Source organism: Acinetobacter sp. WCHA45 (genome assembly GCF_002165255.2).
Classification (GTDB): Bacteria; Pseudomonadota; Gammaproteobacteria; order Pseudomonadales; family Moraxellaceae; genus Acinetobacter.
Genome location: NZ_CP028561.1, coordinates 2,730,460 through 2,751,999, shown reverse-complemented (window position 1 = coordinate 2,751,999; position 21,540 = coordinate 2,730,460). Strand labels below are relative to the sequence as shown.

Below are 21,540 nucleotides of genomic sequence, written 5' to 3'. Positions count from 1 at the left end.
AAGTCCTCGAATTAAAATATAACTTAAGCGGTTATAGTGATTTGGACTTACTCAAAAAAAATAAGAAATCTAACTGTCAAAACATTAGAGCAGCTATAACAAGTATTCTATATGAGCGTGGCTATACTCTAGCCGAAGTTTCTTTATTAACGAACGAATAGCTTGAATCAAGAAGCCCCCATAATTTTATGAGGGCTTTTTCAATTGCTCATTATCTTAAAGTAATCATAACAGTCTTAATACGATTGGCTTCTAATTCGGTTACTTCAAAGTGTGCACCTTGATAATCTAGCGTTGATCCAACCTCTACCACACCATTAGATTTATCCAGAATCAACCCTGCAACACTGATATAGCCTGCATCGTACTCTACCAGATCTAATCCTGATACGAGTTCAAGCTGATAAAGATCTAACATGCCGGATGCTTTCCACGTGTAGTCATCTAGCTTTACCAAATCTAGTTGTTCATCTGCATCAGGAAATTCACCTGCAATTGCTTCAAATACATCAAGCGGTGAAATTAAGCCTTGTACATTACCAAATTCATCATTGACTAAAACCAATGAACCTTTAGACGTTCGTAAAGTATTAATCGCATCAATCACTTTCATATTTTCAAAAATGAAAATTGGACGATGACGTTTAATTAGTACATTCAGCTGTTCCTGATCATCCAGTACTTCTAATATTTCCTTAGCACGAACGACACTTAAGACTTTATCCAAACTACCTCGGCAAACGGGAAATAGGCTGTGGGGGACAGACAATACCTGTTCACGGATTTTTTCAGGTGTCTCGTTTACATTGATCCAGGAGATTTGACTTCGTGGAGTCATGATAGAAGCAACCGATCTTTCAGCTAGGGTAAGTACCCCTCCAATCATATAGCGTTCTTCATCCGCAAATGCTTCTTGAGCTTCGGCATGACGAGGACTATCTGAGACCGTTTCCATTTTTCCACCCATCAATCTTAAAATTGAATCGGCAGTACGATGGCGTAATGGAATTTTTGATTCATGTTTTTTCGCATTACGTTGGCTAAACTGGTTAAAAGCTTCAATCACAATTGCAACACCGATACCAGAATAAATGTAACCTTTTGGAATATGGAAACCAAAACCTTCTGCGATCAAGCTGATACCAATTAAGAGCAAGAAACTTAAGCAGAGGATAATTACTGTAGGGTGACGATTTACAAAACTGGTGAGGGGTTTAGATGCAACTAACATGACAACCATCGCTACAATCATAGCCACCATCATCACATAAATATTATCTACCATCCCAATCGCAGTAATAACCGAGTCTAATGAGAACACGGCATCTAACACTACGATCTGAGCTACAACTGCTGTAAAACTTGCATATACAACATTGGTTGTAACATGAACTTCTGTTTTACCTTCCATTCTTTCATGCAATTCACTGACCGCTTTATAAAGCAGGAACAAACCACCAAATAAAAGAATCAGATCTCGACCAGAGAAGGTCCAATCGAAAACTGTAATCAGTGGTTTGGTCAACGTGACTAACCAAGCAATCGCAAACAACAAACCTAAACGCATTAACAATGCTAAGGATAGACCTATGATACGAGCTTTATCGCGCTGCTCAGGAGGAAGTTTATCTGCCAGAATGGCAATAAAGACTAGGTTGTCGATACCTAAAACAATTTCTAAAACAATCAGGGTGAGTAAACCTACCCAAATTCCAGGATCTAACAAGAATTCCATTAGACCATCTCCTCTAAAAATCTAAGAGAAGTTTTGCTTTTTTTAAAGTTTATTCCTGGTGAAGGATCCATCTAAGTTTAACCTTTTTAATATACCTAAGTTGATTATGCATAATCTTAAAGTTCAGGGTTTAGCTTTTTTATGATTTTTTTGCAAAATTTATCTCTTTAAAAAGGTTAATTTAATTATAATTTTTAAACTGTTACATCTCCATTTAACATAATGGCTGTTATGCGAAGTCGACTTGTAATGCAATTTGCATTACACTATTCCTAGTACATTAAATACTTGGGAAATATGATGGCTACTGTTAACTTCAGGATCGATGAAGCCCTTAAAGAAAAATCTTATTCAATCCTTAAAGAGCAAGGTATTGCACCTACGGATTTCTTCACTAGTATTCTTGAGTATGTTGCTACGACTGGGAAACTGCCTGTCAAAAAAGCTTTGCTTTCGGAAGAAGATGAAGAACTATTAGCTCTTGTCCGTAAGCGGATTAATGATCCTAAAGAGATGTTTGAGGAAGTCACATTAGATGACTTATAAGCTTTTACGTCACAAGGACTTTACAGCAGAATGGGAAAAACTCCCTGTTGCTATACGAGATCAATTTAAAAAGAAACTAGCCAAAGTCATAGAGCAGCCACATATTCCAAAGAATATGCTTAGAGGCGATCTTGCGGGTTGCTATAAAATCAAATTATTAAAAGCTGGTGTCCGACTTGTCTATCAAGTTAAAGATGATCAGGTAGTTATCCTGCTCATTACCGTCGGAAAACGAGCTGATAGCATAGTTTATGACGAAGCGAAAAAGCGAATTAAAGACTAAAAATGGGAGCTTATAGCTCCCATTTTTGCCTTCGTATAAGGTGTATTATGTTAATTTTAGAATTCCTAAAAAACATTCTACTTTTAAACCCTTTTATTTTTCGGTGGGATTACAGAGGTGGTCCCACTTGTTTGAACAACTAAAAGCGTATTTATAAGTGATATTCCGCTCTAGTTAAGCCACCTTGTTTTGTTGGGGAAGCTGATCATAGTAAAATTCATTTAGCCTTGCGAAGCAGTGCTTCTTGTATCTTGATTGATATAGTGATTAGCTACCACTATACGCAAATTGTAGAGTTTGGAGTGCTGCTAAAATCTTAAATTTGAACCTGAGATAAAACCTACAATTTGCCCTTATCCCTCATACAACTCTGAACGGTAACTAAGCACTTTGATGCTGTATTCACAAGGTAAGATGATGGTTAATGGGATAAAAATCATAGCTTAAACTCAAGGAATATCACCATGATTATGCTAGGTATTGATGTCAGTAAAACCAAAATAGATTGTTGCATTTTCCCTCAAGGTTTGACTGGAAAAAGAAAAAATAAAATATTTACTAATACAGAAAGTGGCTTTGGCAGTCTGCTCAAATGGCTAATCACTCTTAAAATTGAACCTGATCAAGTGACAGCAATCATGGAAGCGACTTCGGTTTATCATGAGAATTTGTGATATTATCTATATGATGCAGGTGTAAAGGTTTGTGTGGCTAATCCTTCACGAGTAAGAGCCTTTGCCAAAGGCATGTCCATGCTAAATAAAACGGATAAAGCTGATAGTGAAGCTCTTTCACGTTATGGTTACACCGCAAAGTTAATCATATGGCAGCCTGAACCTGAAAATGTCAGATTATTAAAAGCTTTACTAGGCAGACGAGATGTCTATCTAGGTAGTCTATTGCAGGAAAAGAATCGACTTGAAAAGGCGCAGTCCACTCATACCTCCGTTGTTGTGATTAAATTACTTGAAGAGAATATTGAGTATTTAAATCAGCAACTTGAACATATTGATAAGTTAATAAATAATCACATAGATCAAGATCCAACATTGAAACAGGATTTGAAATTACTGCAAACTATTCCTTCAATCGGTGAACGATCAGGCTTATTACTGTTGGGGTTATTTCATTCGCACAAGTTTGAAAAAGCAAGTCAAGCTGCTGCATATGTAGGTTTGGTTCCAGTACATCAGTTGTCTGGCAGTTCAGTCAACAAGCAAAGTCACTTATCAAAAGCAGGTGACAGTAAAATACGCTCAGTATTGTATATGTCAGCATTAACAGCGATTAAATATAATCCACACATTGAAGCTTTATATCAACGATTATTAAGCCAGGGTAAAAATAAAATGTGTGCTTTAGGTGCTGCAATGCGCAAGCTTATACATCTGTGTTATGGCGTTTTAAAACATCAGACTGCCTATCAAAGAGATTATTTATTGGTCGAATAATCTCAAAACCTGATTGACTACCAAGACGGTATCTCATGTCTAGACTCGAATGAGGTCGTTTCAAATTATAAAACTCAAAATATGCACTCAATTGCTTTTTCGCATCTGTGACACTGCTATAAGCTTTGAGATACACCTCTTCATATTTAACGCTCCGCCATAATCGTTCAACCATCACATTATCTACCTATGAGCAGTATACTGCGCAAGTTTACCATCCATACTGATTTGAATGCCATTTGATTTCAATACATCAATAAATGCATCACTGGTAAACTGACTGCCTTGGTCTGTATTCAATATTTCAGGTGATCCATATTTTTCAATCGCTTCATTTAAAGCCGAAATACAAAAATCCACATCCATACTAATCGATACCCTATGCGCAAGTACCTTGCGGCTATGCCAATCAATCACAGCACATAAATAAACAAAACCTTTTGCCATAGGAATATACGTTATATCCGTAGACCACACTTGATTACTGCGCTGAATAGCCAATCCTTTGAGCAGATATGGATATTTACGGTGAGCTTGATTAGCCTGGCTTAAATTTGGTTTGCAATATAACGCCTGAATACCCATTTTCTTCATTAAAGTACGTGTATGACGTCGTCCTATATGATGTCCTTGACGATTCAACAAATCACGCATCATACGGCTACCTGCAAAAGGATATTGCATATGTAATTCATCAATACACCGCATCAGTTTCAGATCTGATGAGCTAACAGGTTTTGGGCGATAATAATAACAACCCCGAGAGACTTTCAGTAACTTAGCTTGTTTAGATACTGATATCTGAAGTGAGTGATCGATTAACTTTTGTGGTTGAAGCGGCCCAGTTTCTTCAACACACCTTCTAAAAAATCAATTTCTAATGCCTGCTCACCGATTTTTGCATGTAACTTTTTAAGATCAATATTTGAGGAGCAGAATATCACTTATAGCAGTTGTTCAAATTTCCGGATCCATCTCTTATTCTCTGTAATTTGTTTATTGTTATATAAAGATGAAGCAGATAGACAATGGCTCAGTTTTAAAGTGGTATATCTTAGTATTGTTGGATAAAGTTCGGGATTTCTGATCATTTGCCCTGAATATTGCTGGCAGATGAGCGAATGACTATTTTCGCAGTCTTCGATTATGCCCCATCCTGCAATCTGTACAAAGCTCGAAATAGGTGCATATTGTTTTTCTATTTCTGGATAAATTGCATCGATAGTCTGACATGATTTGCCACATTGACTAAAATTAACGGGTTCTACTAATTCGATTAAAGCAATGTCGTTATCATAAGTCTGATCATTGTATTGTTCATGAATATAGTCTTGTTTAGCCTTGATGATTTGTCCGTGTTGGGTATCTTGTAAATGATGTGTGCCGACCAATACATAAGCATCTTTATTCTTTTGTTTAAGCTCTTGAATACAATGTGCCGCTGTCACCACCCAACGATCAGCAATCAGACTGCCTGAACAAATATAAGATTGATAAGCATCGAAAGGATTTGTAACAAGAGCAACTTGCCATGGAGTTTGTGTATTAGATGCTATGTTGCCATTAATAATACGGGGCTGTGGACTTATATCCGCCCATCCGATTTGTGTAAGCCCAAATAATAGACTTGCTAAAATAATCTGATATTTATTACACACAAATATAATCCCTCTATCAAAATAAGGACGATTACTCATCCTTATACGATTATATCTAATAAATTCAGCCCCTAGTCCAATTTTAAATCATCTAGCATTCACCATAAAAAGGTGCAACAAAGCACTTATTTAGCTACCAATTTATACTTTTTTCAATCACTTCTCCATTTTTGAAATAGAATGTTAATTTTAAATTAGTATTAGTATATCCCGACCAGCTTCCAAAAGTACCATTATTCATTACAGGGAAATGGCCATAGCCACTACATCCTGAATTAGTTTGAAACTGATGAGGCTCATCGTTATCTAAAACATAACCTGAATACTCAGAGCATAAACGCAATAAAATGTATGGATTTTCTTCAGTGTATTTTGAATCGATAATATAGTAGACTACATGCGATACAATGCCATCACTACCTTTTTCCACCCTTAAACCTAAATTAATATCTGGATTTTCCTCCTCAACCACTTCAACCGTAGCCCCAAACCAGTTTCCCCATGTAGTATTATTGGCGACAATATCCGTTATGCCTTTACTTACACCCTGTACGGTTAAAGAACTTCCTTTCGTTTCTTCATTAAATAAAACTAGTCTGGCAATCTCTGGATTTAAACTTTCCCAATAAGTATTACCATTATATTTAATTTTCCGTCCTTTATTATCCTGTAAGTTAAATGTAAAAGAATCACCTTTTTTAATCTTGGCAGAGGAGGGATTTAATTTCGCTTCAACGATACTAATGTTAATCGGCTTTTCATTTTTAACATTAGTTGTAGAGTCAAATACCGTCAATGATGCTTCGCCTAATTTACCCAATGTTTCCAGAGTCACTTTGCCATCACTATCTTTATTAATTTTTAAAAGATCAGGTGTATCTGTTTTATATTCAATGCTATTGGGAATTAAAGTTTCTTTATCATTTCTATCCTTTGCAATGATGGCAAGGTCATCTAATGGAATTTTTGCTCCAAATGTTGCGACAATCTCATTATTGTCTTTTCGCTCAAAATTATTTGCACAGTTGGTAATGACTGGACTTCCGAAGAATGAACTTCCCATACAGACGGTACGAACAACTTTCTTTCCATTCTCATCACCATTCCAGTATTTATAAACAAACCATGATTTTTCTGTAATACTGGCATATTCCGATGCAGTTAATATTGGGTTTACTTTATTAAATACTTTTAAACCTGCTTTAAATAATTTATATTGAAAAGAAAAATTAGTTTTGGCAATTTTAATCATAGATTTGAGTTCAACTGTGTCGGCACAGCCATTTGCAACAGTGGTACTATTCTGTATATATGCCAGTAAATTGGCAGAGCTTGTATCATTTAACCACGCCATGCCATCATCAGGATTTTCGGATACGGCAAAGTCTTTAAATTTATCACCCTGTAATAATGTTTTTCCAATAGCAGCTCCACACTTTGTATCATTGTTTTTTGATGCAATATCCAATACACCTAAAATCATACGATTATAAACATCATAGATATTTGCTTTACGGGTCTGTTCAGTTTGTTCCAGCGTAAGTTCAAAACTCTTACCATTATCCGATGGAATGGTCACATTATTTGCCAAAAAGTAATTGAGCAATGCCCCAAAGATCGTCATATCCTTGACTGCATTCCCTGTTCGATTAAAAAAATTCGCAGGTGGAATTGCAATATTTCCATTTGCATCACTATCGACAGAAATAATCGGCTTGCCAAGATAGGTCGTACTACGTGCTGACCATGCAATCGGCATATTATTGATGAGCTGACCTGACTGATTAATCGTCACGGAACTGGTTGCATTGTCAATTAAATAAAATGGAAAGGGAGACTCAACTGCTGGTTCAATCGGTAATGCTCTTGCTTGTACCAGTGACTTTGTTGCCGTTGCAGGCATTTTTAACGCAGTCACCACTTGCTGGGTAACGGTCAGGATGCTAACCAATACATCTTCTGAATCTGTGGCTAGTTCACCTTTATCCAGACTTGTCTGAATCAGTCGGGTTAATTTGGCAAACTCATCAGCAGTCTTGATTTTTTGATTCACGTCACGCATCGGAACATCCTGCGGAGCTTGAATGGCTAGACGTACTAAGGCGATTGCGGTACTTTCGGCATTAAGTTGTAAAGGTTGCGTTGCAGTGGTAATGCCTGCTAAACGAATCTCACCTCTTTCATCTAAAGCAGTCACCAGCGTTTCTTGTTGAGTTGTTGCGATCTGATGACTGGAAGCTAATGAAGTTCCAACAGGTGAAACGATTTCTGTGATTTTTGCTGTGGTTTGGGCAGAAACAGTATTAGCGAAAGTAACTTGTGCTGTTGAAGTCGTTAGATTCGGCTGGGCAGGATTAGGGGAATTATTCGTTGTATCTTTATTACTCTTACTGCCGCCTCCACAACCCATCACTAACAAAGCACTGCTACACATCAGTGCATATAAAATTTTCTTGTTCATATTCTTCTCCCAGAGGTGGTCCCACTTGTTTGAACAACTAAAAGCGTATTTATAAGTGATATTCCGCTCTAGTTAAGCCACCTTGTTTTGTTGGGGTAGCTGATCATAGTAAAACTCATTGGGTGTCATTTTGTCTAGGCTCGAATGAGGTCGTTTCAAATTATAAAACTCAAAATATGCACTCAATTGCTTTTTCGCATCTGTAACACTGCTATAAGCTTTGAGATACACCTCTTCATATTTAACGCTCCGCCATAATCGTTCAACCATCACATTATCTACCCATCGACCTTTACTATATATTTTTCAATCGCTTCATTTAAAGCCGAAATACAAAAATCCACCTCCATACTAATCGATACTCTATGCGCAAGTACCTTGCGGCTATGCCAATCAATCACAGCACATAAATAAACAAAGCCTTTTGCCATAGGGATATACGTTATATCCGTAGACCACACTTGATTACTGCGCTGAATAGCCAATCCTTTGAGCAGATATGGATATTTACGGTGAGCTTGATTAGCCTGGCTTAAATTTGGTTTGCAATATAACGCCTGAATACCCATTTTCTTCATTAAAGTACGTGTATGACGTCGTCCTATATGATGTCCTTGACGATTCAACAAATCACGCATCATACGGCTACCTGCAAAAGGATATTGCATATGTAATTCATCAATACACCGCATCAGTTTCAGATCTGATGAGCTAACAGGTTTTGGGCGATAATAATAACAACCCCGAGAGACTTTCAGTAACTTAGCTTGTTTAGATACTGATATCTGAAGTGAGTGATCGATTAACTTTTGTGGTTGAAGCGGCCCAGTTTCTTCAACACACCTTCTAAAAAATCAATTTCTAATGCCTGCTCACCGATTTTTGCATGTAACTTTTTAAGATCAATGGGAGGTTCTGATGGAGCTTTTGATTGATCGAAAGCTTGCGAGGAAGCTGAGATCAATTGATTTTTCCAGTCAATAATTTGGTTTTGATGAACATCAAATTCAGCACTCAATTCAGCAAGTGTTTTTTCTGCTTTAATCGCAGCAAGTGCTACCTTAGCTTTAAAATCATTTGAATGATTTCTTCTTGGTCTACGTGCCATAAAATACTCCATATATTGATGTTTATAACATCATTTGAGGAGCAGAATATCACTTATAGGAGTTGTTCAAATTTCCTGATCCATCTCTCTATTAAACGTTTAGGCAGGACACTATACACTATGGAAAAAATGGTCGGGCTACCATCAGCGAAGTCTGGTAGAAACCAAGATGCACTGCATCAAATTATTAGGCGATAAACTCAATGCTCGGAATTTTGATAGCCAAGTCAACGAGATTCATGCACGTGTGGCCATCTTAAATAAGTTTACGGAGCTCGGCCGACCTCACACCCAAGTTGCCACTTAAATTTGAATAACTTAGGAAGGCTCTATCTTTAAAATCTTTATGCAACAAAGCCTTGGAAAAATACGAGTTGTGATCGAACACATTAATAGTCAATTGAAAACATTTAGAATATTAAGTGAACACTATCGAAATAGACGGAAAAGATTCAGTTTACGCATTAACTTAATTGCTGCACTCGTAAACCGGATAAAGTTGAAATAATCACTTTCGCAAGAGATCTAGTCAATAAGTACTTATAAAATATTCTCCCATACTAAGAATAGGGAATATTATTAGTAATGGAACCAACATTGAACAATGGAAATTCGTTCATCCGTCACTTCATAAACTAATCTATGCTTCTCATCAATTCTACGGCTCCAGAATCCTGAAAGATTTGCTTTTAAAGGTTCTGGTTTTCCAGTTCCTTCAAAGGGTGTTCTTTGACATTCTCTGATTAAGGTATTGATACGTTTGAGTATCTTTATATCCTGTGTTTGCCAATAGATATATTCATCCCAGGCATTTTCAGTCCATTCGACATTACGACTCGTCATCTTTAATCAACTCTCTTTGTTTGGTTTTACCTGCGCGTAATTGAGCAATTGATTCGTTTAAACGAGTGGTATTATTTGGAGATGAAAGGAGATACAACGTTTCCATTAAACTGTCGTAATGATCTTGTCCCATTACTACAGCATGACCGCCTTCTTTTCTTGTAATGAAAGCGACATCTGCATCATCAATAACTTTATCTAAAACAGATTTTAAGTTGTTACGTGCGTCTGTATATGTAAATACATGCATATATTTCTCCCTCATAAAGTAAGCTGTATTAAAACGCTACTGACTAGATGATAGTGATTGAACTTTATAATCTAAAATGTACAGGATTCTGTACATGTTGTCAATTTTGTGTAACAGTTTTATATCAAATAGGCTTTTTTGCATAAAGATTTCATAACTATATGATTTTAAAAGTTTTGATTATTTTTTAATCCAAAATTAAATTTATTTAAATCAGTTGCTTACATATTTATGCAACAAAGCCCCAGCCAATAGAAAACACCAAAGTTCACTACCAGATAGCGAGTTATAATTTAAATTTGAGTGAGTTGGGGGATGCTTCAAATTATAAATCTTTGTGCAACAAAGCCCCACTATTCTGAAATGACAGCTTTGTCCGTTATAATTGTATAAACATTTTTAGTATCTGGTAATCATGTCCTCATTGATCAATTTTCTATCTCGCTTTAGTACTGCAACTCTTCAGCGCAGTCTGAGCTATGCTAAACACATTGATAGGGAAACGATTGAGTTCTTTGAGGACAAAGACGGGGTTACGATGTATGCCCAAATTGAAGGGACAGATTATTACGATACTGCAATTACCTATAATCCCCAAAAAGACCGTTTAATCGATGACGACTGCACTTGTCCGGTTGGATATAACTGTAAACATGCTGCTGCTTTAGCGCGGTTATTCTTTCAAGAATATCGTCAGGAATTTCAGCAGCGTTATGCTGACTCTCAATCCCCGCAGGGAATCGCAAAACGCCTACGGGGGGATGATCAGGCACAGCGCTGGTTGAATGATTTTAAACGGTATTTACAACAGACTGAACCAGAGCAATCTGTCAAAACAAACAATTATTTAATTTACCTGCTAGATCAGTCTGTCAGCTTAAAGAAATTGACAGTTGATGTTCAGAAGGCCAGACGCAATAAAAACGGCTCAATTGCGGGGGAAAGTTATTATACCCAATATGAAAATATCACCAGAAAGCATCTGACTTTACCTGAACAAAAACGACAATTATTTAACCAGATTTATTATTATGCCAAAATAAACAGTGACGAACGCTTTTATCAAAGCAATCTTGATATCTCCGGAATTTTATTGGAGCATTTCAAATCTTTTATTCAAAGTGGCGATGTGTACTGGCAAAAAAAGAGCCATACTGCACTTCAATGGTCAGAACAAGGCTACAACATCGAATTTAGATGGGAACAAGGGGCTAAACAACAGACTGAGCATTTAAATATTGAATTGGTCAATGGTGATATTCGACTCGATTTAAAATCAAATCCTCATATTCAGATTCTCGCGAGCCATCCACCATGTTATGTGGATATTCAACAGAACACGGTGGGCCAGTTATATGGTGAATATACGGCAAATCTTCTGTACCATTTTTTACAGATGCCTGATCTTCCATCTATGCTCTTGCCAGAGTTTGAGAAACTGACTCATCAATATTCAGATGTGAAAAATCTGCCTCAGCCTGAGTCTGTTCAGCATATTGATGTCCTTGAGGGTAGTCCCCAGCCAATTTTACGCTTCGGTGTTTTAGATACATTTGATTGGAAATGGGAAGAGTCTGTTTGTGCTGAAATTGAATTCTCCTATGCTGGTGGGCGAATAAAAGCAGGTACATCAGGTGACAGTTTTATTGGTGAGCAGCATGGAAAAATGGTGCGACAGCTTCGGGACTTCGTTCAGGAACAACAGTCAATCCAGCGTTTACAGCTGTTGGTCGAATCACTGAAGTGGGTGAAAGATCTTAGTTATGACCAGCAATTAAAACTGGATAAACAACGTCTTGATTCTATGGTTTTTGCTTTCTATGGAGACTGGATCAAACAGCTGATGCCCATCAATCAAATTGAGTTGATGGGCTGGCAGATAGAGCATCTGGAAAACAGCCCCTTTAACCTGCAATATGTTGAAAATTTAAATATTTCCATCACTGAATCTGAAGGCCAGCAGGACTGGTTCAATATCGGGGCGACGGTTCAAGACAGTGCAGGCAATTCTTATAATTTGCTTGATGCGCTCGTAGCTTTGGTGCGAGTAAATCCTGATTTACTTGATCCGCGGACTTTTATTCATCTGCATGACAGTCAAATTTTCACCGTAAAAACTGCAGTTGATCAACCTGATTTGGCTCTATCTGCTAGGGATATTAAGCCGATATTGTTGCATCTGCAGAGCATTTTACAGCAAGAAGAGCGCAGTATTGATCGCTATGATGCGAGTCAATTATTAGAATTGCAGCATAATCTTGGGATGACATGGCAGGTCAGTGATCGCCTGCAGCAATTTGTACAGAAATTCAAACAAGGCTATCAGCAACAACTGCCGACACCACAAGGTTTTCAGGGGGAGTTGCGTCCATACCAGCAGCAGGGCTTAGGCTGGTTACAGTTTTTAAGGGAAACCCAGCATGGCGGGATTCTGGCAGATGATATGGGCTTGGGGAAAACAGCACAAACTTTAGCCCATTTACTCATGGAAAAGCAGGCTGGATATTTGCAGGACAGTCCCGCCTTAATTGTTGCACCCACATCGCTGATGCATAACTGGTTCAAAGAAGCGGAGAAATTTACCCCTGAGCTCAAGGTATTGCTGCTACAGGGGCCCGACCGCCATCAGAATTTTGAGCAGATTCCGCACTATGATATTGTGTTAACCACCTATCCGCTTCTAGCGAGAGATGAAGAACAACTAAAGCAATATGAATATCATCAACTCATTTTGGATGAGGCGCAGAATATCAAAAATCCGCGTGCCAAAGCTGCACAGGTAGTACGCCAATTAAAAGCACGACATCGTTTGTGTCTAACAGGTACCCCGATGGAAAATCATTTGGGTGAACTGTGGGCACTATTTTATTTCCTGATGCCAGGATTTTTATATTCACAAGAAATTTTTAATAAAAAGTACCGTCATCCGATTGAAAAACGCGGTGATCAGCAGTTAAGACAAAAGTTGGTCAACCGGATTAAGCCCTTCATTTTACGTCGCTTGAAAACTGACGTAGCCAAAGAGTTGCCAGAAAAAACCACGATTGAAGTCAATATTGATATGAATGACCAGCAATCCAAGTTATATGAGGCTGTTCGTGCCACGATGCAGGCAAGCATTCAGAAAATTGTGGCAGAAAAAGGCTTTAAACGTAGTCAAATTCAAATTTTAGATGCCTTACTGAAGCTACGTCAGGTGTGCTGCCATCCTAGCTTACTAAAGCTGGATTCAGTGAAAATTGGGCAGACACACTCTGCCAAACTTGAACAGTTGATGGATATGGTTGTTCCAATGGTGGAAGAGGGGCGAAAAATTCTGATCTTCTCTCAGTTTACCTCAATGTTGGAACTGATTGAACAACAGCTCCATCATGCAGAAATTGGCTATGTGAAGCTGACTGGAAAGACCAAAAAGCGAGATGAAGTCATTACAGCGTTTCAGTCTGGACAAGTGCCGGTATTTTTAATCAGTCTGAAAGCAGGAGGGGTCGGTCTGAATCTAACTGCCGCAGATACGGTCATTCACTATGATCCATGGTGGAACCCTGCTGCTGAAGATCAAGCTTCCGATCGTGCATGGCGGATTGGACAGGATAAGCCGGTATTTGTGTATAAGCTGATTACCAATAAAAGCATAGAAGAAAAAATTCTTGCCTTACAGCAAAATAAAGCAGAACTGGCACAGTCTATTCTAAGTACCGATCATGAGGGCGAAGCGAAACTGACGGAAAATGACGTGATGAACTTGTTTGAGAAATTTTAGTTTGGTTTCAGATTACCCTAATCATCTGTAAGTATCTGAAAGTCTGGATGCAATTTTTTCCAATGTTCTCTTAATTTTTCTTTATGAGCAGAAATCATAGGTAAGTCTAGTAATAGCACTGGCCATACTGACCGTGCTTTGTCCATGATCGCGTGAAGTTGTTTTTCAATAACACGCCATGGAACACCGACTTTTTCAGCCCATTGTTCAAAGTGTTTCATCTCAGCTAAATACCAATCTTTATTTTTAGCAAGATTCAATGCGAAATGACGCTCATTTTCAATATATACACTAGTCATCAATATATCGTATGCGGGAGATAATCTTGGTGTCTTTTGTCCTGATAAATCATACTCCAGTTTTTTAAGTGTGCATCATAATCCATAGTACTGTCATGATCAGACATCAGCGGCAGCCTTTATTGTATTTAACATCCGTCCATAGTAATGAGTGAATTTAATTTTGCCTAGCGGAATAAATGTTATGGGTACAAAGGACGGCTAATTCTAAAAAATAATAGCCCCGACAATAAAACAAAATAATCCAAAAATTACCTAAATCCAGACATTCGATTTGGGTTGCTCAGTATGTGATGTATAGAACGATTGCTGTTCCTGAATAGGATTTTTTTGGTTGCCAACTCTGTTTTTATAGGGCTGGTGCTTGGAATAGGATAGGCTTGTGCCTGGAATACCAACGCTGGTTCGGGTGCCTTTTTTGCCAATATTTAAAGAAGCACCAGGTTTGCCAATGCTTGCACTGCTGATGCCTTTATGCGTCAGATTAATTTTTAATCCAGGTAGCAGTTTAATACTCTTGCGAAATCTGAAGCCCATATTTTTTCCATTTACAAGAACCAGTTTGGTTTCTATCTCAGTTGTCCGGATACAGTGAAATAAAAGTTTGATTCATTCATAGGACTGATCATTTGACTTAGCTAGTGAAATATCAGTATGTTCTTTAACATAAGATATTGGCTTTTAGACAATGAATCAAACATCAAATTATTACAATCAACATGCTCAAGCATTTTTTGAAAATACCTATCAGGTTGAGATGGAAAGTCTTTACACACCATTTCTAAGATATTTGCCGGAACAGGCATTGATCCTGGATTTGGGCTGTGGCTCTGGGCGTGACACTCTGGCATTTAAGAAAAAAGGCTATCAAGTTGAGGCAATTGATTATTCTGCCGAGCTGGTTGAAAAGGCGAGAGAGCTGACAGGCATCGAGGTACGTCAGCAAAATTTTTATGAGCTGAATGAAGTAGCTAAGTATGATGGGATTTGGGCTTGTGCTTCTCTTTTACACTGTGAAAGAGATCGCCTGACTGAAGTACTGGCGCGAATATTTAAAGCATTAAAGCCAAATGGTGTGTGTTATATGTCTTTTAAATATGGCGATACAGACCGTGAGAAAGAAGGGCGCAGCTTTACTGACTTGAATGAGCAGCAAGCTTACGACTTACTCAAACAAATAGATCAGGCTTTACTGTTACAGCAATGGATTACTGTAGATAAACGTCCAGACCGTACAGAAGAGTGGCTTAATATTCTGATTAGAAAAGTGCAGGCTTAGATATGTTATTCAGTATAGCCGAAATACCAACCCCTCAAGAACAGTTAAAATTCTTGAAGCATATTCAGCAGATTTTGCAGTCAGGGGCATTTACTTCGACATATAAGTTTGCTTTGCTGATAAGTATCACGCGTCTGGCGATTGAACAGGGTCAAGATACCGGTGCTGCCTTGCATTTGGAATATCAGGATATTGCTGAAAAGTTTATTGACCTGTACTGGAAACAGTCACTGCCGTTTCAGTTTAACCAGTATGAGCCTTTTACTATTCATCAAAGCACTGGTAAGCAGGCAAAGATCATCAGTGAAATTCAGAATGCACAGCAACAATTCAAGACCTTGGCCGCGTTGAGAAAGGATGTACTTTACTGGAACAGGCTGAAGCGAACAGTTGCGACAACGGTAAAGCAAATGCCGGTAGTATATTTGCAGAATTTAAATGGTCAAATCGTAGAATTTCTCTATAATCTTGAAGATTCCAAGCAGTCCCTCAAGCTGTTGCCCAAGGTGATGTATTGCTTAAGACAATTTAGTGAAATCATTGAAGAGTTGTGTCAGAAACGCTGGATTGATTTCGTTCGGCTAAACAAGCAGAACCTGGTGGTACTGGATGGTTTGCCTGACCTGGATGAATTCATGTTTGCCCCAAGTCGCAATCAACTGGGGCAGGTCGCGGACTTCTTAATTGATTTACAGCAATGCCAGTGTTTTTACTGTGGCAAAAGCCTAAAAAATTCCAAATATGCTGTAGATCATTTTATTCCATGGTCTTTATATCCTGCCGATACCGGACATAACTTTGTTCTGTCAGATGACAAATGTAATTCACAGAAAAGTAATTATTTAGCATCCGAGCAATTCTTGGAGCAATGGAGAGAACGTAATCATCTGCATAATCATGCGATTACTCAGGAAATTTCGCAATTTGGTTTTTTGACTGATCTCCAACGCTCACATCGAGTTGCTGATTGGGCTTATAAACAGGCGATAGAGAATGAGTATTTAGTCTGGTTAGGGGGGAAAGAGAAGAAGATATTAGCCCCAGTGTATTAAAGTATTAAGTTTTAAAAATATTTTTAACTGTAGGAATCACACAAATTCTTTAAAAAAGACTGCGTCAATATGTGACGTTAATTTCCTGAAATTTGTTTAAATAATTATTGGAACAGGATATTTTAAGGATAACTCTTCTTCATAATTGATGATAAGAATGGAACAGCTTAATCCATCAGATCTAAAAGCAATATTACATTCGAAACGTGCCAATTTGTACTATCTTGAACATTGCCGTGTGATGCAGAAAGATGGTCGAGTTCTTTATCTGACCGAGGCTAAAAACGAAAATCAGTACTGGAATATTCCAATTGCCAATACTACAGTGATTCTATTGGGTACAGGCACATCAATTACTCAAGCAGCAATGCGCATGCTCGCAAGTGCAGGTGTTCTGGTTGGTTTTGCAGGTGGAGGTGGCACGCCTTTGTTTATGGGCTGTGAAATTGAATGGATGACACCACAAAGTGAATACCGTCCAACTGAGTATATGCAAGGTTGGATGCAATTTTGGTTTGATGAAGCCAAACGCTTAGATGTTGCTAAACATTTTCAATTGGCACGAGTTGAATATATTCAGAAGATTTGGTCGAAAGACCGAGATTTAAAAGAATATACCTTTCATGTGGATGATTTAGATATTCAACAGGCTTTAACGGGTTATGCAGCAAGAATTTCACAACAAACTAAAGTTGGAGACTTACTACTTGCAGAAGCTGCAACCACAAAGCAACTTTATAAAATTGCAGCGACTCGTACAGGTTTAAAGGATTTTAGTCGCAATCCTGAACAAGGTGATTTAGCCAATGATTTTTTAAATCATGGCAATTATCTGGCTTATGGTTTAGCAGCGACAACACTTTGGGTACTTGGAATTCCACACGGTTTTGCAGTCATGCATGGCAAGACGCGTCGAGGGGCTTTAGTGTTTGATGTGGCAGATTTAATTAAGGATGCTGTGGTTTTGCCTTATGCCTTTATTTGCGCCAAAGAAAAAATGACTGAACAAGAATTTAGACAGCAGATTTTGCAGAAATTTACCGAGCATAAATGTCTGGACTTTATGTTTGATCAAGTTAAAGCACAAGCTTGTAAAAATCATGATGTAGATGGAGAAGCATTATGATTGTGACGTTTATTAGCCAATGCGAAAAGAAAGCGATTCCTCGAACCAGGCGTGTGCTAGATGCTTTTGCTGATCGGATTGGAGATAACACCTGGCAAACGGTGATTACCGAAGAAGGTCTAATCTCAGTTAAAAAATTGTTGCGTAAGACTGTGACTAAAAGTACAGCAGTAAGTTGTCATTGGATTCGGGGCAGGCGTAGAAGTGAGTTGCTGTGGATAGTGGGCAATCACAACAAATTTAATAGTGAAGGAATTGTGCCAGTCAATCGAACATCAAAACAGCTAAAAGTAGATTATTGTGATCAGAATTGGCACTCAGCAAGTTTTGTTAGTCAAATCACTCGTATCGCGGCACTATTTCATGATTTTGGTAAAATTAATCCTTTTTTTGCAGCAAAGCTAAAAAATGCTTTAAAGAATAAAAAACCAGTAGCAGATCCGTTTCGACATGAATGGATTTCTTTGAGATTATTTGAAGCTTTTGTGCATAGTTGTGGCGATACAGATAAGGATTGGATTTCTCAGCTAACTTCAATATCTGGAAAACGTCATGATTTTTCGTGGTTTGAAAATGTTATTAAAGATGAAATCGACCAAGTATCAAATTCGCCTTTTCAAAATTTACCATCGATTGCAAAACTAACCGCATGGCTCATTGTTTCACATCATCGCTTACCTATACTAAATACAAAGGATCCAAGTTATGAAGCAAACAAATTTAAAACGGTTTTGGATGACTTAAACTTTAAATGGTGCTATCCAAAACAATATTTAGAGGATGATACCAGTAAACAAAAAGAAATTAAGAAATGCTGGGATATTCGGCAAGAGCATATTCCTTTCAATAGTGACACGTGGTGTAAAGAAGCAAATTCATGTGCAGGAAATTTAATGCAACTGCTGAATCTTCCTCATTCAATTGGGTTATATGATCCGTATGTGAGTCATATTTCACGGTTGACCTTAATGTTGTCAGATCATTATTATTCAAGCTGTGATGCCAATCCTAAATGGCATGATCCAAGTTATGAGCGATATGCTAATACAGATAAATTTGGATCATTAAAACAAACACTAGATGATCATTTGGTGGGAGTGAGTCAATCGGTTAGGCAACTTATGGGGGCATTGACTCGATTAGATGCCTTGTTTGATCATTTACCTCAGCAAAAAAGTTTGGAAGGAAAAACCAATAATCCATATTACCAATGGCAAGATAAGTCTTATCAACTGGCGCGTAAAATACAAAAAGACTATCCAAATCATGGTTTTTTTGGTGTGAATTTAGCTTCGACAGGTCGAGGCAAAACCTTGGGTAATACCCGCATTATGTACGGCCTTGCTGATCCTGAAAAAGGTGCACGTTTTAATATTGCTTTAGGTCTTAGAACATTAACTTTGCAAACAGGTAAGGCTTTACGTCAAAAACTCGATTTGGATGAAACTGATTTAGCCATTATGGTCGGTGGCGGAGCAGTTAAAGAAATATTTGAAAGTTATAGTCAGAAAGATTCATCTGAAATTTTACAAGAAAATATAGAAAATCTTGATCCTAAACAAAATCAGTATATTGCAGAAAATATTGGTTCAGAATCCTTAAATGGTCTTACAGATGAAGAAAGTTATGTGGATTACGATGATCATGAGCTAGATTTCGAAGGCATTCTGGATCAGCAGCATATGTTTGCCAAATGGTTAAAGGGAAATCATCAAGTTAGAAAAATGCTGATGAGTCCTATTTTATGTTGCACGATAGATCATTTGATTCCAGCCACTGAAAGTACGCGTGGCGGTAAACAAATTGCACCGATGTTACGTTTAATGTCTTCAGATTTGGTACTTGATGAACCTGATGATTTTTCTCCTGAAGATTATTATGCATTGACACGTTTAGTACACTGGGCAGGTTTACTGGGTAGTCGGGTATTATTGTCCTCTGCAACGCTAACACCTGCCGAAATTAATGGTTTGTATTTAGCGTATAGTTCAGGGCGAAAATTTTATAATGCCAATCGTACACAAGCAGACCAACCGATTATTGCTGCGTGGTTTGATGAAAATCCAAGCAGTATTTATCATGAGGTCATTCCTTGTGATCAAAATATCAGTGACAGTCAAGCGAACGACATCTTTAAAAAAGCCCATCTCAAATTTACTAAACAACGTGTTGAATTCTTAAATCAGCAAGCACAGCACACTAAACGACGTACAGTTGAATGGGTGGGATTACCCCGAAAAATATCAGCTCAGGAGAAGTGGGAAAAAGTATTTGCGGAAAAAATTCTGCAAACAACAATGCTTGCACATCGTGAAAATTCGATTACAGATCCCGATACAGGCAAACAATACAGCGTAGGCTTGGTACGTTTTGCCAATATTGATCCTTTGGCGGAGATTGCTCAGCAAATATTAAAACAGCAAATTGATCCAAATATACGTATTCATATTTGTGTCTATCATTCGCGTTTTCCATTGTTAATGCGTGCAAATATTGAAAAATATTTAGACGAAATTTTAGATCGAAACCAAGCTAAACAGCCACACGATCATGCCATGGTTAAGGGGTGGTTAAAAAGATATCCAGAACAACAACATATTATTTTGGTTTTCGCCTCGCCTGTCTGTGAGGTGGGGCGAGATCACGACTATGATTGGATGATCTTAGAACCATCATCTATGCGTTCGATTATTCAGGCTTCTGGAAGGGTGCGACGCCATCGGATAGAAGCTTATAACAAACCAAATGTATTTTTAATGGAAACCAATATTCGACATTTTAAACATCCTGATCGAAGTTGTTTTTCACGCCCAGGCTTTGAAGCGACAGGTTTCGAGTTTAAAGCGGATAGACATTTTTTAAATGGTACTGCTGAGAATGTTGATAATGGGTTAATTCGAAAAGTACATCTAGATCAATTAGATGCTATACCACGTTTGCAACAACCGGGAGCAAACTACTTAAAGAAATATTATGAAAAATTTGGTTATCCAAATTTAGTTGATTTAGAACATGATCGCATGCATTCAATTTTATTGGGGCAAGGAATTAGCTCTGATATGCGAGTGAGTAAAAGTGTACCGATTAAATTTCCAACCTATGCTTTTTGGAACACGCCCATTCATTACACAGGTATTCTGCAACGCTTGAGCCAATTTAGACAATCACAAGCAGAAAAGTTAATGGCATTTAGGGCAGAGGAAGAAGAGAGCGAGTTAGGTCTTTATGCCTATAACGATAAAACGGGAAATTGGCTTTATGAAGAAAGTTTAATTCGACGAGTTGAGCTACCTAACAATCCGCAGATTCATTGTTGGCCAAATCAGAATCCTCAGCAGGCATTGCAGAAATATGTGGAGGTCAATCCAAATGAAAGAATTTGGAGTGAGAATTGTGGGCGTTATTTAAGTTTAAATTTACCCAAGCTAGAAGACCTGCAAAAGTGGAAATACCACGATTGGTTAGGATTTATCAGGGAATAACCCTGATAAACCTTGCTTTCTAAGCTGCCTATATGGCAGTGAACAGATTGAATAAAAGGAACTATTTCTAAGCTACCTTTATGGTAGTGCCTTACTTAGTAATGATAAGTCTTTTTATTTTACATAGAAATAGCTTGTGGAATAAAAGAAAAATCTGTATTTTACTTGTTATGGTTACTTTTAGTTTGAATTAAAGTAACTAGG

At 37.8% G+C, this 21,540-nt stretch carries 13 protein-coding genes and 6 pseudogenes; 10 read left to right on the top strand and 9 right to left on the bottom strand.

Going from position 1 to position 21,540, the window contains the following annotated elements; all coding sequences use genetic code 11:
• Positions 1 to 211: 211 nt before the first annotated feature.
• Positions 212 to 1,735 (bottom strand): TerC family protein, encoded by a 1,524-nt coding sequence (locus CDG55_RS14590; protein ID WP_087536625.1) that lies wholly within the window; start codon positions 1,733 to 1,735, stop codon positions 212 to 214.
• Positions 1,736 to 2,035: 300 nt separating this feature from the next.
• Here CDG55_RS14590 and CDG55_RS14585 point away from each other — a divergent pair, with 300 nt between their 5' ends.
• From CDG55_RS14585 to CDG55_RS14575, 3 genes and pseudogenes are all read left to right on the top strand, one after another.
• Positions 2,036 to 2,281, top strand: coding sequence for a type II toxin-antitoxin system RelB/DinJ family antitoxin (locus CDG55_RS14585; protein ID WP_000246755.1), 246 nt, complete (start codon positions 2,036 to 2,038; stop codon positions 2,279 to 2,281).
• The gene (locus tag CDG55_RS14580; protein ID WP_000221358.1) at positions 2,271 to 2,564 is read left to right on the top strand and encodes a type II toxin-antitoxin system RelE family toxin; all 294 of its coding nucleotides are present in this window, start codon (positions 2,271 to 2,273) and stop codon (positions 2,562 to 2,564) included. Before CDG55_RS14585 ends, CDG55_RS14580 begins: the two co-directional genes overlap by 11 nt.
• Positions 2,565 to 3,028: 464 nt before the next feature.
• Positions 3,029 to 4,015, top strand: a pseudogene (locus CDG55_RS14575) (IS110 family transposase).
• Here the strand turns inward: CDG55_RS14575 and CDG55_RS14570 are convergent.
• The 4 genes and pseudogenes from CDG55_RS14570 to CDG55_RS14555 form a co-directional block, all read right to left on the bottom strand.
• Positions 3,945 to 4,938: pseudogene (locus CDG55_RS14570) on the bottom strand (IS3 family transposase); the annotation flags it as partial. The pseudogenes CDG55_RS14575 and CDG55_RS14570 overlap by 71 nt on opposite strands.
• Before the next feature lie 21 nt (positions 4,939 to 4,959).
• A complete protein-coding gene (locus CDG55_RS14565) occupies positions 4,960 to 5,712 on the bottom strand; it encodes a S1 family peptidase (RefSeq protein ID WP_087537530.1) in 753 nt (250 codons plus the stop codon).
• Between the two features lie 94 nt (positions 5,713 to 5,806).
• Positions 5,807 to 8,134: a hypothetical protein gene (locus CDG55_RS14560; protein ID WP_087537531.1), complete on the bottom strand. Its 2,328-nt coding sequence runs from the start codon at positions 8,132 to 8,134 to the stop codon at positions 5,807 to 5,809.
• Between the two features lie 72 nt (positions 8,135 to 8,206).
• Positions 8,207 to 9,254 (bottom strand): annotated as a pseudogene (locus tag CDG55_RS14555) (IS3 family transposase).
• 103 nt (positions 9,255 to 9,357) lie between these two features.
• On the opposite strand from CDG55_RS14555, the pseudogene CDG55_RS14550 reads away from it, so the two are divergent.
• Both CDG55_RS14550 and CDG55_RS14545 read left to right on the top strand, forming a co-directional pair.
• A pseudogene (locus tag CDG55_RS14550) lies at positions 9,358 to 9,549 on the top strand (IS5/IS1182 family transposase); the annotation flags it as partial.
• Between the two features lie 51 nt (positions 9,550 to 9,600).
• A pseudogene (locus CDG55_RS14545) lies at positions 9,601 to 9,750 on the top strand (IS5/IS1182 family transposase); the annotation flags it as partial.
• A gap of 71 nt (positions 9,751 to 9,821) precedes the next feature.
• Here the strand turns inward: CDG55_RS14545 and CDG55_RS14540 are convergent.
• Positions 9,822 to 10,085 (bottom strand): Txe/YoeB family addiction module toxin, encoded by a 264-nt coding sequence (locus CDG55_RS14540; RefSeq protein ID WP_087536686.1) that lies wholly within the window; start codon positions 10,083 to 10,085, stop codon positions 9,822 to 9,824.
• Positions 10,072 to 10,335, bottom strand: a complete 264-nt coding sequence (locus CDG55_RS14535) for a type II toxin-antitoxin system Phd/YefM family antitoxin (RefSeq protein ID WP_000557943.1) — start codon at positions 10,333 to 10,335, stop codon at positions 10,072 to 10,074. Before CDG55_RS14535 ends, CDG55_RS14540 begins: the two co-directional genes overlap by 14 nt.
• A gap of 415 nt (positions 10,336 to 10,750) precedes the next feature.
• On the opposite strand from CDG55_RS14535, the gene CDG55_RS14530 reads away from it, so the two are divergent.
• A complete protein-coding gene (locus tag CDG55_RS14530; RefSeq protein WP_087536687.1) occupies positions 10,751 to 14,098 on the top strand; it encodes a DEAD/DEAH box helicase in 3,348 nt (1,115 codons plus the stop codon).
• 17 nt (positions 14,099 to 14,115) lie between these two features.
• Here CDG55_RS14530 and CDG55_RS14525 read toward each other — a convergent pair.
• Positions 14,116 to 14,474 (bottom strand): annotated as a pseudogene (locus tag CDG55_RS14525) (HipA domain-containing protein); the annotation flags it as partial.
• A gap of 178 nt (positions 14,475 to 14,652) precedes the next feature.
• On the bottom strand, positions 14,653 to 14,934 hold the full coding sequence (locus CDG55_RS14520) for a DUF4236 domain-containing protein (protein WP_087536688.1): 282 nt from the start codon (positions 14,932 to 14,934) through the stop codon (positions 14,653 to 14,655).
• Positions 14,935 to 15,085: 151 nt separating this feature from the next.
• Here CDG55_RS14520 and CDG55_RS14515 point away from each other — a divergent pair, with 151 nt between their 5' ends.
• The 4 genes from CDG55_RS14515 (at position 15,086) to cas3f (ending at position 21,336) form a co-directional block, all read left to right on the top strand.
• Positions 15,086 to 15,676 (top strand): class I SAM-dependent methyltransferase, encoded by a 591-nt coding sequence (locus tag CDG55_RS14515; RefSeq protein WP_087536689.1) that lies wholly within the window; start codon positions 15,086 to 15,088, stop codon positions 15,674 to 15,676.
• Between the two features lie 2 nt (positions 15,677 to 15,678).
• Positions 15,679 to 16,728 (top strand): HNH endonuclease, encoded by a 1,050-nt coding sequence (locus tag CDG55_RS14510; protein WP_087536690.1) that lies wholly within the window; start codon positions 15,679 to 15,681, stop codon positions 16,726 to 16,728.
• Positions 16,729 to 16,885: 157 nt separating this feature from the next.
• Positions 16,886 to 17,854 (top strand): type I-F CRISPR-associated endonuclease Cas1f, encoded by a 969-nt coding sequence (gene cas1f, locus CDG55_RS14505; protein WP_087536691.1) that lies wholly within the window; start codon positions 16,886 to 16,888, stop codon positions 17,852 to 17,854.
• On the top strand, positions 17,851 to 21,336 hold the full coding sequence (gene cas3f / locus CDG55_RS14500; protein ID WP_087536692.1) for a type I-F CRISPR-associated helicase Cas3f: 3,486 nt from the start codon (positions 17,851 to 17,853) through the stop codon (positions 21,334 to 21,336). The genes cas1f and cas3f overlap by 4 nt, the downstream gene beginning before the upstream one ends.
• Positions 21,337 to 21,540: the final 204 nt, after the last annotated feature.